This window comes from Streptomyces sp. NPDC088707, assembly GCF_044752725.1.
Classification (GTDB): Bacteria; Actinomycetota; Actinomycetes; order Streptomycetales; family Streptomycetaceae; genus Streptomyces.
Map to the genome: position 1 here is coordinate 165,089 of NZ_JBIVLV010000005.1, position 14,441 is coordinate 179,529.

13 protein-coding genes are annotated in these 14,441 nt (G+C 71.9%); 8 read left to right on the plus strand and 5 right to left on the minus strand.

Translation table 11 applies throughout. The features are described from left to right. Window positions 1-57: 57 nt before the first annotated feature. Both ACIP84_RS17215 and ACIP84_RS17220 read right to left on the minus strand, forming a co-directional pair. Window positions 58-339, minus strand: coding sequence for an Lrp/AsnC family transcriptional regulator (locus tag ACIP84_RS17215; RefSeq protein ID WP_015033007.1), 282 nt, complete (start codon window positions 337-339; stop codon window positions 58-60). Then, window positions 336-1,079: a rhomboid family intramembrane serine protease gene (locus tag ACIP84_RS17220; protein WP_401798452.1), complete on the minus strand. Its 744-nt coding sequence runs from the start codon at window positions 1,077-1,079 to the stop codon at window positions 336-338. Before ACIP84_RS17220 ends, ACIP84_RS17215 begins: the two co-directional genes overlap by 4 nt. Window positions 1,080-1,237: 158 nt before the next feature. Here ACIP84_RS17220 and ACIP84_RS17225 point away from each other — a divergent pair, with 158 nt between their 5' ends. From ACIP84_RS17225 to ACIP84_RS17245, 5 genes are all read left to right on the plus strand, one after another. Continuing rightward, complete coding sequence (locus ACIP84_RS17225) at window positions 1,238-1,480, plus strand: hypothetical protein (RefSeq protein ID WP_030314394.1); 243 nt, start codon at window positions 1,238-1,240, stop codon at window positions 1,478-1,480. A gap of 33 nt (window positions 1,481-1,513) precedes the next feature. Beyond that, window positions 1,514-2,878, plus strand: coding sequence for an NYN domain-containing protein (locus ACIP84_RS17230; protein ID WP_355956722.1), 1,365 nt, complete (start codon window positions 1,514-1,516; stop codon window positions 2,876-2,878). Window positions 2,879-3,144: 266 nt separating this feature from the next. Next, window positions 3,145-4,194, plus strand: coding sequence for an NlpC/P60 family protein (locus tag ACIP84_RS17235; RefSeq protein ID WP_355956720.1), 1,050 nt, complete (start codon window positions 3,145-3,147; stop codon window positions 4,192-4,194). 200 nt (window positions 4,195-4,394) lie between these two features. Then, window positions 4,395-5,408 carry an NlpC/P60 family protein gene (locus ACIP84_RS17240; protein WP_401798453.1) on the plus strand — a complete coding sequence of 338 codons (1,014 nt, stop codon included), beginning with the start codon at window positions 4,395-4,397 and terminating at the stop codon, window positions 5,406-5,408. Between the two features lie 93 nt (window positions 5,409-5,501). Further along, a complete protein-coding gene (locus ACIP84_RS17245; protein WP_401798454.1) occupies window positions 5,502-6,731 on the plus strand; it encodes a hypothetical protein in 1,230 nt (409 codons plus the stop codon). 208 nt (window positions 6,732-6,939) lie between these two features. Here ACIP84_RS17245 and ACIP84_RS17250 read toward each other — a convergent pair whose 3' ends face one another. Both ACIP84_RS17250 and ACIP84_RS17255 read right to left on the minus strand, forming a co-directional pair. Then, on the minus strand, window positions 6,940-8,406 hold the full coding sequence (locus tag ACIP84_RS17250) for a DUF2079 domain-containing protein (protein WP_355956714.1): 1,467 nt from the start codon (window positions 8,404-8,406) through the stop codon (window positions 6,940-6,942). Between the two features lie 79 nt (window positions 8,407-8,485). Then, window positions 8,486-9,751 (minus strand): glycosyltransferase family 87 protein, encoded by a 1,266-nt coding sequence (locus ACIP84_RS17255; protein ID WP_355956712.1) that lies wholly within the window; start codon window positions 9,749-9,751, stop codon window positions 8,486-8,488. A gap of 89 nt (window positions 9,752-9,840) precedes the next feature. Here ACIP84_RS17255 and ACIP84_RS17260 point away from each other — a divergent pair, with 89 nt between their 5' ends. After that, the gene (locus tag ACIP84_RS17260) at window positions 9,841-10,983 is read left to right on the plus strand and encodes a glycosyltransferase family 4 protein (protein WP_401798455.1); all 1,143 of its coding nucleotides are present in this window, start codon (window positions 9,841-9,843) and stop codon (window positions 10,981-10,983) included. Window positions 10,984-11,069: 86 nt separating this feature from the next. Here the strand turns inward: ACIP84_RS17260 and ACIP84_RS17265 are convergent, their stop codons facing one another. Beyond that, window positions 11,070-12,866 (minus strand): AMP-dependent synthetase/ligase, encoded by a 1,797-nt coding sequence (locus ACIP84_RS17265; RefSeq protein ID WP_401798456.1) that lies wholly within the window; start codon window positions 12,864-12,866, stop codon window positions 11,070-11,072. Window positions 12,867-13,121: 255 nt separating this feature from the next. Here ACIP84_RS17265 and ACIP84_RS17270 point away from each other — a divergent pair, with 255 nt between their 5' ends. After that, entirely contained in the window at window positions 13,122-13,889 is a 768-nt protein-coding gene (locus ACIP84_RS17270; RefSeq protein WP_355956706.1) for a metallophosphoesterase, read from the plus strand. Window positions 13,890-13,979: 90 nt separating this feature from the next. Beyond that, window positions 13,980-14,423: an SRPBCC family protein gene (locus ACIP84_RS17275; protein WP_209494373.1), complete on the plus strand. Its 444-nt coding sequence runs from the start codon at window positions 13,980-13,982 to the stop codon at window positions 14,421-14,423. Window positions 14,424-14,441: the final 18 nt, after the last annotated feature.

Consider the following 14,441-nt stretch of genomic DNA (forward strand, 5'->3'; position numbering starts at 1 on the left):
ACGGGTGAAGGGGGCCTCCCAGCGGGAGGCCCCCTTCAGCATGCCGTGAACGCGGTCTCAGGACTCCAGACCGATGGCGAAGGCCGCCTCCAGATCGTGCTGGGAGTACGTACGGAAGGCGACATGCGTGTCCGTGGCCTCGACGCCCGGGATCTTGCTGATGCTGCCGGGGATGACGTCCGCCAGGTCGTCGTGACGGGGCACGCGGACCATGGCGATGAGGTCGTAGGTGCCGGTCACCGAGAAGACCTCGCTGACGCTGTCGAGCCCGGCGATCGACTCGGCGATCTCGGGGATGCGGTCCACGCTGGTCTTGATGAGCACGATCGCGGTGATCACGGCTGGCTTTCTCCCTCGGTCGCCGCGGTTGGGGCTTTCACTCTATCCCCACCCCGGTAGCGCCCCCAGGCGTAGAGGAAGCCGACGGAGAAGCCCACCACATGGGCCAGATAGGCGACGCCCGGACCGGCGCCGGCCGCCCGCGCCGCCAGCCACTGCAGCACGAACCAGAAGATCAGCACGATCCAGGCCGGGAAGCGCAGCGGCAGGAAGAAGAGGAACGGGAAGAGACTGGTGACCCGGGAGCGCGGGAAGAGGAAGAGAAAGGCCCCGAGCACCCCGGAGATCGCCCCGGACGCCCCGACCAGGGTCTGCTCGCTGTTCGCGTGCGCCACCGCGTACCCGAGCAGCGCGAGGTAGCCCGTGCCCAGGTAGAAGAGGGCGAACTCGACGGGACCCATGCGCTCCTCGGCCATGGCCCCGAAGACGTACAGGAACAGCATGTTTCCCAGCAGGTGGAGCCAGCTGCCGTGGACGAAGAGCGCGGTCAGCGGGGTGAGCAGGGCGCGGGGGTCGCCGCTCATCAGCTCGGCGGGGACGACGCCCCAGCGCCGGAAGTACTCGCCCTGCGCCGCGAGGAGCCCGTCCCCCGTGCCGTACACCGGGTTGAGCCCGGAGACCGGGCCGATCACGAAGAGCACACAGCAGGCGGCGATCAGTCCGTACGTCACCGTGGGGCCATCGAGGGTGCCCCGCCAGGACCCCCGGACGGCGCGGACCGCATCTCGCCAGTCGATCATGGACAGATCATGGCGTACCGGGGCCGAACTGGACAGAGTGCCTCGCCGTGCCCCCGCGTACCGGCGAGGCCGTAGGGTAACGGGCAGTACGACCGCAGTTCGACGGCGCACCGCGGCTCCCGCACCTGGTACCACGCAACAGGAAGAAGGACGGCACGATGACGACGGTTCCCCTGCCGACCGCCGACACCCGGTGGCGCTGCACGCTCTGCGGCAACCTGACCCGCTTCGACGTGACGCGCTCCTCCAAGGTCGTGGAGTACGTCCATCTGGACCTCGCGGGAGACCCGACGGTCGAGGAGCGGCAGGTGGTCAGTGAGACCATCGAGTCGGTCCGCTGTCGCTGGTGCAACGCGGTGGATCAGATCGAACTGGTGGACAGGCCGGGCGCCGCCTCCTGAGGGACGGCGCGGACGACATAGGGGTGACGGATCGTGGAGCAGCCCGCGCACGGTGGAGAGCCGGCCGGCGCGGCAGGTGACGCTGCCGAGACGCTCGACCACCCACTGCCGGAAGGCGTACGGCGGCGGGTCGTCGCGCTGGTCGCCGACGCCTTCGGCGGGCTGACCGTCGCGGAGCTGCCCGCACCCCTGAGGCAGTACGCCCGGTTCACCGCGTCCCGGCGCGCCAAGTTCGCCGGGAACGCCATGGCGGCGGCCCTGGAGAGCGACCCGCTGTTCCGGCAGCGGATCGGCGAGCGCTTCAAGCAGGGCCAGCCCGAGCTGGCCGGAGCCGTCGAGACCGGCACCCCGCCCGCCGCGGCCGACCCCGTCGACGTGGCGGCCGCGGCCTATGTGCTGCGCCCGCCGGGCTGGGTCAAGCTGGTGGCGGCCGCGGGCGAGGAGGCCCTGCGCGTCGACGCCGAGCGGGCCGACGAGGCGGGCCGGCGCGAGCTGGAGCGGCTGCGCGAGGAACTCGCCGCCGCCCGGGACCGCTCGCGGGGCGAGGCCGAGCAGTTGCGGCACGATCTGGAGGCGGCCCGGAAGGAAGCGGAATCGCTTCACCGCAAGCTGCGCAGCGCCCAGAGCGACGTGAAGCGCGGCGAGGCCGCGCTGCGCCGCGTCCAGGGCGAGATCGACGCCGCCAAGGCGGAGGCGGCCGCCCAGGTGTCGTCCGCCGAGAGCGAGAGCCGTCGGCTCAAGGCCCGGCTCGGCGAGGTCGAGGCCGCCCTGGAGGCGAGCCGCAGGACGGCCCGGGAGGGGCGCTCGGTGGAGGACATGCGGCTGCGGCTGCTGCTCGACACCGTGCTCGACGCGGCCCAGGGGCTGCGCCGCGAACTCGCGCTGCCGCCCGTGTCGGTGCACCCGGCGGACACCGTGGACGCGGTGGAGCCGGGCCGGATGTCCCCGAAGGACATCGCGGCGCGGGCGCTCTCCGAGACCGACCCGGCGCTGCTCGACCAGCTGCTTGCGCTGCCGCAGGCCCATCTGGTCGTCGACGGCTACAACGTCACCAAGACCGGCTATCCCACGATGCCGTTGGAGAAGCAGCGGCTGCGGCTGCTCGGCAGTCTGTCGGCCCTCGCGGCCCGCTCGGGCGCCGAGGTCACCTGTGTCTTCGACGGGGCGGAGCTGGCGGCGCCGGTGCTCCTCGCGCCGCCGCGCGGGGTGCGGGTGCTGTTCTCCAAGCCGGGTGTGACCGCGGACGAGTTGATCCGCCAGCTGGTGCGGGCCGAGCCGCCGGGCCGGCCGGTCGTGGTGGTCTCCACCGACCGCGAGGTGGCCGACGGGGTGGCGAAGGCCGGGGCGCGCCCCGTGGCGTCCGCGTTGCTGTTGAAGCGGCTTTCGCGGCTCTCCTGATGCATCGCCACACATGGCAACTGTTGTGTCTTATGCCCGAATTCTGGAGGGCGGACCGTCAAGTGGCCATCACTGCCTGTGTGGTGCGTGTAAATTAAGTGGTCCCTGAGCGATATTTTTGCCAGTGGGATTTGAACTGATCACAAGTTGGTCACTAGGGTCGGAGCTCGAACCTTCGCGCGGTTGATCACCCATCCGGGGTGGCGGCGGAGGAACCGCCTGCCCTTACCGGTTGGGCGGCTCTGAGGAAGAAGGAGCTCGCCTTCGTGGCGTCCCACCGTCGACCCAAGCAGCCGAGCCGCATGCGCGTGACCGTACTCACCGCGACCGCGGCCGCCGCCGTAGCGCTCACCGCCCAGACGGGCGCCCAGGCGGCCCCCGCCAAGCCCAAGATCGACGAGGTCAAGTCGAAGGTCGACAAGCTGCACCACGAGGCCGAGGAGGCCACGGAGCAGTACAACCTCGCCGAGGAGCGCCGCGGCAAGCTGCAGGAGGAGATCGGCAACCTCCAGGACAAGGTGGCCCGGGGCCAGCAGGAGCTCAACACCCTGCGCGACCAGATCGGTTCGGTCGCCAGCGCCCAGTACCGCTCCGGCGGCATCGACCCGGCCCTCCAGCTCTTCCTCTCCGCAGACCCGGACACCTACCTCGACAAGGCGTCCGCGATCGACCAGCTGAGTGCCCAGCAGGCCGACGTCCTCACCTCGATCCAGGCCAAGCAGCGCAGCCTCGCCCAGCAGCGCGCCGAGGCCACCACGAAGCTCGAGGACCTCCAGGACGTCCGCAAGACGCTCGGCGAGAAGAAGAAGAAGTTCCAGGGCAAGCTGGCCGAGGCCCGCAAGCTCCTCAACACGCTGACCGAGGCCGAGCGGGCCAAGATCCGGCAGAAGGAGCAGGAGCAGGCGCAGCGCGCCAGCCGCGCCGCCGGCGAGCGGATCGACCTCGGCAACGAGGCCCCCGCCTCCGGCTTCGGCGCCGCCGCGCTCGCCGCGGCCGCCACCCGGGTCGGCATGCCGTACGCCTCCGGCCACGAGGGCCCCAACTCGTTCGACTGCTCCGGTCTGACCCAGTGGGCCTACGGCAAGGCCGGCGTCGACCTCACCCGCACCACGTACACCCAGCAGAACGACGGTACGAAGATCGGCCGCAGCCAGCTCAAGCCGGGCGACCTGGTCTTCTTCAACGGCCTGTCGCACGTGGGTCTGTACGCGGGCAACAACACGGTCCTGCACGCCCCGTACTCGGGCGTCAACGTCCGCTACGAGTCCATGAACACCCTGGGCTCCTTCCAGTTCGGTGTCCGCATCGGAGGCTGACCCGCCACGACGCGACCCGCGCAGCCGTACCGCCCAATCGGGTGGTTCGCCGCGACGCGAGCTGACCTGACGCCCCGCCGGTGACCTGTGATCTCCGGCGGGGCGTCACTTTGTGTGCCCGGCGCCTTCGTTGGACGCGGAGTGATCAGCGGCTACTGTCTGCCGCGCCAGTCAGCGTCGAGCCGAACGGAGCGCGATTCGTGGCGTCCCACCGCCGACCCGCCCGGGTCACCGTCCTCACCGCCGCCGCGGCCACCGCCGCGGCGACCCTCGGGGCCGTCCCCGCGAGCGCCGAACCCGGCGCCGGGGCCGCGGCCACCCGTGCCACGGTGGACCGCCTCTTCGAGGAGGCCGAGAAGGCCACGGAGGGCTACAACCGGGCGGACGAGAAGGCGGACGCGCTGCGCCGGACGGTCTCCCAGGCCCAGGACAGCCTCGCCCGGGGCCAGGAGCGCATCAACCACATGCGGGGCGCGCTCGGTTCGGTCGCCGGCGCCCAGTACCGCTCCGGCGGCATCGACCCCGCCCTCGCCCTGCTGCTCTCCTCCGACCCGGACACCTACCTCGACCGCGCCTCCGCGCTCGACCGGATCACCGCCCGCCAGGGAGCGGCGCTCGGCGAGCTCCGGCGGGAGCAGCGCCGGCTGAGCCAGAAGCGCTCCGAGGCCCGCACGGCCCTGGTCGAGCTGGAGCGCAGCCGGGCCGAGGTGGCCCGTCACAAGCGCGTCGTCGAGGGCAAGCTCGCCGAGGCCCGCCGGGTCCTCGCCGGCCTCACCGTCGAGGAGCGCGCCGACTTCGACCGGGCCTCGCGCTCCGGCGGACGCGCGGAGGAGCTGCCGCCGATGCCCGAGGCGGCGGCCCCGGGTTCGTCACGGGCTGCCGCCGCGGTGATCGCCGCCCGCAGCGCGGTCGGCAAGCCCTATGTGTGGGGGGCGACCGGACCCTCCGCCTTCGACTGCTCGGGCCTGATGGTCTGGTCGTACGGGAAGGCCGGGATCAGCCTGCCGCGGACCTCCTCCGCCCAGCGGTACGCGGGCCGGCAGGTGCCGCTCTCCCAGGCACAGCCCGGCGACCTCGTCACGTATCGCGGCGACGCCAGTCATGTGGGGATCTACGCCGGCAACGGCCAGGTCATCCACGCCCCCTACCCGGGCGCGCGGGTCCGCTACGACCCGGTGAACATGATGTCGCACGTGACGGTGACCCGGGTCTGAAACGAATTGCGGTCCGGGCCCGGGGGCGCCTCCGGCCGGGGCCGGGGCCGTACCGGGAGCAGTTCCCGCCGATCCGACCGTACGATCGGAGGCGTGGCGGGTCAGGGGTGTGGAGCGCGGAGGCCGGCGACGGCCTGCCTGGCGGCCCTGCTGCTCGTGCTCGCGGGACTCGTCGGCTGCGGTGCGCGCGCCGACCGGCCCGCCGACACGGCCGCCCGGGAGATACAGGGACTCCTCGACCGGCACGCCAGGGCGCTCCTCGACCGCGACCAGCCCGGCTACCTCGCCGCCGTCGACCCCTCGTACGCCCCGACCGCCCTCGCCGTCTTCCGTCGGCTCGCGACGGTGCCCGTCGACGGCTGGACCTACCGGCTCACCGGGGTCGACCGCACGGCCGCCGACCGCGTCACCGCCCGCGCCGACCTCGGCTACCGGCTCGAGGGCCACGACAGGCGGCCCCTCACCGGCGCCCGGGTCCTCGACCTGACCGAGCGGGACGGACGCTGGTACGTGACCGGTGACCGTCCGGCGCGGGGGGCGCCCCGGCACCTCTGGGAGCAGGGCGACGTGGTGACCGTCCGGGGCACCCGTTCGCTCGTCCTCGGTGTCGGCCAGAGGCCCGAGCGGCTCCGGGAGATCGCCGCGGCGGCGGACCGGGCCGTTCCCGCCGTCTCCGCCGCGTGGCCCGTCGGGTGGGCCCGTGACGTGGTGGTCCTCGTCCCCGGGTCGCTCGCGGGGATGGGCGAGCTCCTCGGGGCGCCGGGGGACTCCTACCGGGGCATCGCCGCCGTCACCACGGGGGAGACCCGGGGCGGCGCGGACGCCCCCGCGGACCGGGTGATCGTGAACCCGGAGGCGTACGGGGTCCTCGGGGAGTTCGGACGGCAGCTCGTCCTCACGCACGAGACCGTCCATGTCGCCACCCGCGCCGCCACCACCCCGTCCACCCCGGTCTGGCTCTCCGAGGGCTTCGCCGACTGGGTCGCCTACCGGGACGCCGACCGCACCGCCGCCGAGGCCGCCCCCGAACTGCGCCGCGCGGTCCACTCGGGGGAGCTGCCCGCCCGGCTCCCGGAGGACCCTGACTTCGCCTTCGGCGCCGACGCGGAGGCGCTGGCCAGGGCGTACGAGGGCGGCTGGTTGGCCTGCGAGCTGATCGCGGACCGCTGGGGCGACACGAAGCTGACCGACTTCTACCGCGCGGTGGGCGCGCACCCGGGCCGGGAGGGCGCCGTGGAGAAGGCCCTCCAGGAGGTGCTCGGCACCACCCCGGAGGAGTTCACCGCCGACTGGCGGGAGTACCTGGGGAAGCGGCTGGGGTAGGTCCTGCCGGGCCTCCGGGCCTCCAGGCCTCCGGGTCTGCCGGTTCTGGCGGGCCTGCCGGGTCTGCCGGGCCTCCGGGCCCGCCGGGCCTGCCGAAGGAGAGCGGCGTGAAGAAGCGCCGGCCGTCGGTGATCTCGGCGGCTCAGCGGCCGCCGGCGGGAGCCGACGGCCGACGCGGTTGATCCGGCGACCGCCCTTCCGGGCGCGTCTACCGGGAGTTCTTCCCGTCGTCGGCCAGCCGGAGCAGGGTGATGCCGTCCCGCGCCTCGACAATCCGGTATCCGGGCACGCCCGGGTCGGCCGACTCCAGGGCCTTGCCGGTCGGGCACTCCGGGTCGGAGTTGTCGGCGACGTCGTAGATCAGCCACTCGGGTCGTTCCTTCGGGGGGAAGGAGCGGGGGAACAGGCACACCTCGCTGACGGAGGCCCGGTCGGCGAGCTGGGCGGCCAGGCGGTTCGAGGCGGCCACGGTCGCGCCGTCGGGGATCTTCTCCAGCAGCGCGTCCGAGGTCCTGACGTAGGCGGAGTCGCTCCACGTCCGTGGCAGCACGACCTCGTGCAGGGGATGGGTGAAGAGCGTGACGCTCGTGGCCACCGCGCCGACGACGCAGGCCGGCACGAGTCTGCGCGCGCTCACTCCGTTCGCGACCGCGTGGACGGCGGCGGCGAAGGCGATGGGCATGAGGACCGCGCTGTAGTGGAAGTCCATCCCCCAGTAGAAGGGGTTCGATCCCGTGAAGCGCCAGGCCAGCGTCGGCAGCGCGACCAGCAGGAGCGGCGACCGGAGGGCCAGGAAGCCGGTCGGGGCGACGATCATGAAGAGCGTCAGCCATTTCACCGGGGGCCAGAGGGCGCCGGCGGCCTGCGCCAGCATGCCGACCTCTTCGGCGGTCTCGGGCGGCAGATAGGCGAACTGCCCGAGGGGATTGAAGTACGGAAGGACCACCAGCATCTCCAGCGCCGTGGCGCCGGCCCCGAAGGCGGCGACGGCGAGCCCCGTCACCCGCGGCCCCTTCCACGCCACATAGGCGCCGATCGCCGCGACCGTGAGCCCCAGGTCCTCCTTGACCAGCACCAGCGGCAGCGACCAGAGGGCCGCCGCGCGCCAGTTCTTCCGGCCGGCGGCGCAGAGCGAGAGGGACAGGAGCGGCACCGCGAAGGAGACTTCGTGGAAGTCGAAAGAGATGAGTGCGGCAATTCCCCAGGAAGCGCCGTACGAAATTCCGATCCAATAGGCGAACTTGCGTCCCCCTGCTTTGTCGGCCCATTTCATCAGGGGAACTATGGAGAACGCCACGAGGGCTGCCTGGCAGACGAGCAGTGTATAGCTGGACGGGAATGCCCTGTATATCGGGGCGAGGAGCGCGAGGATCGGATGGAAATGATCCCCGAGTGTGTTGTAGGCGGGCCCCTTGAGATCGGAGTACGGCGCGGAGAACTCGGAGTAGGACCTCACGATCTGGGTGAAGATGCCCAGGTCGTACCCCGTTGTGAGGTTCGCCGCGTGGCGCCGTGCCGACAGGAGGAGATAGATCAGGAAGAAAGCGAGGGAAACCAGGAGGAAAGGCTTCCCCGATATGCCTGCCGAGGCTTTCGGTACATGCTCTGCGGGGGCGCCTTCGCCGGTCTTCCCGTGCCGCTGAAGCGTGTCGACCGAGAGAATCGAGTTGTTCATGTCAGCAGAAGAACCTAACGGGAAGGCAAAGGTGCCCCAGGGTAGCACCCGTGCGTATCGGTGTTCGGGCCACTACCGCTCAGGCCGAACCGGCCAGAACCCTTTCCCGCTCGGGCCGGCGCGTCTGCCCCGGGATGCGCACGACGCCCGCCTCGGTCACCGTGTGCCGCCACAAGGCGCGGCAGGCGGAGAACGTGGCGACGACCAGGAGGCCGTTGCGCAGGAACAGCACGGCGATGCCCAGGGGATCGCTCTGCGTCACATGCGAGAACCAGACGGGGTACTCGAACTGCGTCACGGCCGTCGCCCACAGCACCAGATGGGCGGGGCGCCGCATGCACGTCGACCGGTAGGCGAGACAGACCGCGGCGAGACCGAACAGCCAGATCATGTACTGCGGTGAGATCACCCGGCTCGTCACGGTGAAGAGCAGGACCGCGACGAAGGCCGCGTCCGCCGTCGTCGACGAGGAGAACCGGCGCGCCCTGAACCGCCACAGCGCCAGCCACGCGAACGCGGCGATCGTCAGCGCCATCGCACCGGACGACACCCACGAGACGTAGGGGCCGAGGAACTCCATGGACCCGTAGTTCATCCGGGCCTCGCCCTCCCAGCCGAAGTGCCGGGCCACGTGGAACACCATCGCCCCCAGCGACTCGACCTCCGTACCCCGCTCGCTCTGGTACGAGAGGAAGGCCAGCGACCCCGGCATCCAGGCCACGCAGAGCAGCAGCACCGCGCCCGCCGCGCCCGCCGCGACCGGCCAGGAGCGCCAGGTCGCCCCGCCCTTCGGGGTGCCCGCGAGCAGCAGCGCCGGCCACACCTTCAGGACCGCGCCGAAACCGGCGAGCACACCGAGAACGCGCGGGTCGCGGCCGACGGCCAGCAGGGCGGCCACGGCGACGGCCGTCACCATGACGTCGTAGCGGGCGTACGCGGTCGGGCCGAGCAGCGGCACCGCTGCCAGCCAGAGCCAGGCGCCCCGCATCGAACGGCCGGCGCGGCGGCCCGTGTGCAGGAGGAGGCCCATGACGAAGGCGTCACAGAGGAGCGCCAGGACGAAGAAGGCCGACGCGTAGCCGAGGAAGGGCAGCAGCACGGGAGAGAGGATCGCGAGGGCGGCGGCCGGCGGGTACTGCCAGGTCACGTCGTCCCGCGGATACTCGCCGGTCCGCAGGACGTCGTACCAGCCCTGGTAGATCTGCCCGACCTCGGCCGTCGCGTCGGGACCGGGGACCACCACGACCCTGAACACGCACAGCAGGAGGATGATCCGGGTCAGCCCCCAGAGGCCGAGCGGGAGGCGGAGACGCGCGCGTGATCCGATGCCCACTGCCCCCGTCATACCTGTCCCGTTCCTTGTCCTGTCGGCCCGCTGCCGCGGGGGGATGGTGGTGCTGGGCGGTGGGTGCGCTCGCGGTACTGTCGGCCACGATGCACAAGACCCTGATCGTAACCAACGACTTCCCGCCGCGTCCGGGCGGAATCCAGGCCTTCCTGCACAACATGGCCCTCCGCCTGGATCCCGACCAGATCGTGGTCTACGCCTCCACCTGGAAGCGCAGCCGCGAAGGGATCGAGGCGACGGCCGCGTTCGACGCCGAACAGCCTTTCACGGTCGTCCGGGATCGCACCACCATGCTGTTGCCCACACCTCGGGTCACGGCCCGGGCCACCGCGCTCCTGCGCGAGCACGGCTGCGAGTCCGTGTGGTTCGGCGCGGCCGCGCCCCTCGGCCTGATGGCCCCCGCGCTGCGCAGGGCCGGCGCACGGCGACTCGTCGCCACCACGCACGGGCACGAGGCCGGCTGGGCCCAGCTGCCCGCCTCCCGGCAGCTGCTCCGCCGGATCGGCGAGGGCACGGACACCCTCACCTACCTCGGCGAGTACACCCGCTCCCGGATCGCGGCCGCCCTCACGCCCGCCGCCGCGGACCGCATGAGGCAGCTGCCGCCGGGCGTCGACGAGAAGACCTTCCACCCCGACTCCGGCGGCGCCGAGGTCCGCGCCCGCCTCGGGCTCAGCGACCGCCCCGTGGTCGTCTGCGTCTCCCGGCTCGTCCCGCGCAAGGGCCAGGACACCCTGATCAGGGCCATGCCGCAGATCCTGCGCCGGGTGCCGGACGCCGTCCTCCTGATCGTCGGCGGCGGCCCGTACGAGAAGGATCTGCACCGCCTCGCCGCCGAGACCGGGGTGGCCGGATCCGTACGCTTCACCGGCGCCGTCCCGTGGTCGGAGCTGCCCGCCCACTACGGCGCGGGCGACGTCTTCGCCATGCCCTGCCGCACCCGGCGCGGCGGCCTCGACGTCGAGGGCCTCGGCATCGTCTACCTGGAGGCCTCCGCGACCGGCCTTCCCGTCGTCGCGGGCGACTCGGGCGGCGCCCCCGACGCGGTCCTCGACGGCGAGACCGGCTGGGTCGTCCGCGGCGAGTCCGCCGAGGACACCGCCGACCGCGTCAGCACCCTCCTCCTCGACCCCGAGCTCCGCGCCCGCATGGGCGAGCGGGGCCGCGCCTGGGTCGAGGAGAAATGGCGCTGGGACCTCCTCGCGGAGCGTCTCGAGGAGCTCCTGTAGCGAGCGTCCCGGTGGGACGGAGGAAACGGCCGGAGGCCCGGGGCGACACAGCCCCGGGCCTCCGGCCGTCTGTACGCGGGACCGCATCAGGCCCGGTAGATCGCCTCGATCTCGTCGGCGAAGTCCTTCGCCACCACGTTCCGCTTCAGCTTCAGGGACGGGGTGATGTGGCCCGCCTCCTCCGTGAACTGCGCCGGGAGGATGCGGAACTTGCGGACCGACTCGGCCTTGGAGACCGCCGCGTTGCCGTCGTCGATCGCGCGCTGGACCTCCGCCATCAGGTCCGTGTCGTCGCGGAGGGTGGCCGCCGTCGAGCCCGCCGGCTTGCCGTGCTCCGAGGCCCAGCGGCCCAGGAACTCCTCGTCGATCGTGACCAGCGCGCCCACGAACGGGCGGCCGTCGCCGACCACCATGCACTCCGCGACCAGCGCGTGCGCCCGGATCCGGTCCTCGATGACCGCCGGGGCGACGTTCTTGCCGCCCGCCGTCACCAGGATCTCCTTCTTCCGGCCGGTGATCGCGAGGTAGCCGTCCTCGTCGAGGGTGCCGATGTCGCCCGTGTGGAACCAGCCGTCCGCCAGCGCCTCGGCCGTCGCCGCCTCGTTGTTCCAGTACCGCGAGAAGATGTGCTCGCCGTGCAGCAGCACCTCGCCGTCGTCGGCGATCCGCACCACCGAACCCGGCAGCGGCTGACCGACCGTGCCGATCTTCTGCCGGTCCCAGGGGTTGAACGCCGTCGCCGCGCACGACTCCGTCAGGCCGTAGCCCTCCAGGACCGTGAAGCCGATGCCCCGGAAGAAGTGACCCAGCCGCTCACCCAGCGGCGCGCCGCCCGAGATCGCGTACTCGCCGCGGCCGCCGAGCACCGCCCGCAGCTTGCTGAAGACCAGCTTGTCGAAGATCCTGTGCTTCAGCCGGAGGCCGAAGGACGGGCCCTGCGGGGTGCTCAGCGCCCTGCTGTACGCGATGGCCGTGTGCGCGGCCTTGTCGAAGATCTTGCCCTTGCCGTCGGCCTGCGCCTTGGCCCGCGCCGAGTTGTAGACCTTCTCGAAGACCCGGGGCACGCCCAGGATCAGCGTCGGCCGGAACGAGGCCAGCTCGTCCGTGAGGTTCTTGATGTCGGGCACGCAGCCGAGGCGGATCGGCGCCATCACGGAGGCGATCTCGACGAGCCGCCCGAAGACGTGCGCGGCCGGCAGGAACAGCAGCACCGAACACTCGCCGGTACGGAACAGCGGCTTCAGCCGCGCCACCACGTTGCCGCACTCGGCGAAGAAGGCCCGGTGGGTCAGGACGCAGCCCTTGGGGCGCCCCGTCGTGCCCGAGGTGTAGACGATCGTCGCCGGGTCGTCCGCGTTCGCCGCGGACATGCGCGCGTCGAGCAGCTCGTCGGACACGTCGAGGCCGGTCGCGGTCAGCTGCGCGACCGCGTCGTCCTCGATCTGCCAGATGCCCTTCAGCTCCGGCAGCTCCGCCCGTACGGACTCCACCGACTCCTGGTGCGCACCGCTCTCGACGAGCACCAGCGTCGCGCCCGAGTCGCCGAGGATCCACTGGATCTGCTCCGGCGAGCTGGTCTCGTACACGGGCACGGTCACGCCGCCCGCGCTCCAGATCGCGAAGTCGAGGAGCACCCACTCGTACCGCGTACGGGAGAGCAGCGCGACCCGGTCGCCAGGCTCGACACCGGCCGCGATCAGGCCCTTGGCGGCCCCGCGGACCTCCGCGAGGAACTGCGTCGCGGTCACGTCCGTCCACCCGCCGTCGACCTTGCGGCCCATGACGGCGACGTCTGGGTGCTGGGAGGCGTTGCGGCGGATGAGATCCGTCAGGTTGCCGTCCGCGGGGACCTCGTACAGGGCCGGAAGGCTGAACTCGCGCAAGACTGCTGCTCCTCATCGGGCGCCGGCGCCACGGCTCTGTGTGATGCACCGGTGAAGTCCAAGAACTGGCAGGTGCTCCGTGGGGGAGAGCACGACTGGACTGCCCGGACGTTACCCATCAGTACATGGTTCCGGATAGGGGGTTCCGGCCAGATGTTCCGTGCGTCACACATGTGTGGCGGTGCTCTCCGCACAGTAATCCACAGGTTTCCGGACTCGGAAGTAACCGCAGGTGACACCCCCTAAGGTGGGCCCATGCGAGTCCATGTGGTCAGTGACGTGCACGGCAACGCCGGAGACCTCGCCAGGGCGGGGGACGGGGCCGACGCCCTGATATGTCTGGGCGACCTGGTCCTCTTCCTCGACTACGCCGACCACAGCCGCGGGATCTTCCCCGACCTCTTCGGCGTCGAGAACGCCGACCGGCTGGTCGAGCTGCGCACCGCCCGACGCTTCGACGAGGCCCGTGACCTGGGGCGACGCCTCTGGGCCGAGCTCGACGTCGACCGCGAGACCGCGATCGAGGGCGCGGTGCGCCGCCAGTACGCCGAACTCTTCGCCGCCTTCCCCACCCCCACGTACGCCACCTACGGCAACGTCGACATCCCCCGCTTCTGGCCCGAGTTCGCCCGGCCCGGTACGACCGTCCTCGACGGCGAGCGGGTCGAGGTCGGCGGCCTCGTCTTCGGCTTCGTCGGCGGCGGTCTGCGCACCCCCATGCGCACGCCGTACGAGATCTCCGACGAGGAGTACGCGGCGAAGGTCGAGGCGCTCGGCGACGTCGACGTGCTCTGCTCCCACATCCCGCCCGACGTGCCCGACCTGACGTACGACACCGTCGCCCGCCGCTTCGAGCGCGGCAGCAGGGCCCTGCTCGACGCCATCCGGCGCACCCGGCCCCGCTACGCCCTGTTCGGCCACGTCCACCAGCCGCTGGCCCGGCGGATGCGGATCGCGTCGACCGAGTGCGTGAACGTCGGCCACTTCGCCTCGACGGGCAGGCCCTTCGCCCTGGAGTGGTGACGGGCCCCGGGTCGCAGCGCGATAGCCTTCCGTCGGCACGTCTGTGCCCCTTTGACTTCCGCCGGACCGCACAGTGGAGGAGCCACCACGATGGCCGAACACACCAGCTCGAGCATCACCATCGAGGCGGCACCGGCCGACGTCATGGGCGTGATCGCCGACTTCGCCCGCTACCCCGAGTGGACGGGCGAGGTGAAGGAGGCCGAGGTCCTGGAGACCGACGGGGCCGGCCGCGCCGAGAAGGTGCGCCTGCTGCTCGACGCCGGCGCGATCAAGGACGACCACACCCTGGCGTACACCTGGACCGGCGGCAACGAGGTCAGCTGGACGCTGGTCAAGTCCCAGATGCTGCGGTCGCTCGACGGGTCGTACCGGCTGGCGGCGGTCGGCGGCGGTGACCGCACGGAGGTCACCTACCAGCTGACGGTCGACGTGAAGATCCCGATGCTCGGCATGATCAAGCGCAAGGCGGAGAAGGTCATCATCGACCGGGCGCTCGCCGGCCTGAAGAAGCGCGTCGAATCCGGCGCGTGAACCCCGCCGGGGGCCGGT

Bases quoted from the DNA above. Each gene is read 5' to 3' on its own strand.
- ACIP84_RS17275 (WP_209494373.1), top strand. From the start codon at position 13,980: ATGGCCGAACACACCAGCTCGAGCATCACCATCGAGGCGGCACCGGCC.
- ACIP84_RS17255 (WP_355956712.1), bottom strand. From the start codon at position 9,751: ATGACGGGGGCAGTGGGCATCGGATCACGCGCGCGTCTCCGCCTCCCG.
- ACIP84_RS17250 (WP_355956714.1), bottom strand. From the start codon at position 8,406: ATGAACAACTCGATTCTCTCGGTCGACACGCTTCAGCGGCACGGGAAG.
- ACIP84_RS17270 (WP_355956706.1), top strand. From the start codon at position 13,122: ATGCGAGTCCATGTGGTCAGTGACGTGCACGGCAACGCCGGAGACCTC.
- ACIP84_RS17220 (WP_401798452.1), bottom strand. From the start codon at position 1,079: ATGATCGACTGGCGAGATGCGGTCCGCGCCGTCCGGGGGTCCTGGCGG.
- ACIP84_RS17260 (WP_401798455.1), top strand. From the start codon at position 9,841: ATGCACAAGACCCTGATCGTAACCAACGACTTCCCGCCGCGTCCGGGC.
- ACIP84_RS17225 (WP_030314394.1), top strand. From the start codon at position 1,238: ATGACGACGGTTCCCCTGCCGACCGCCGACACCCGGTGGCGCTGCACG.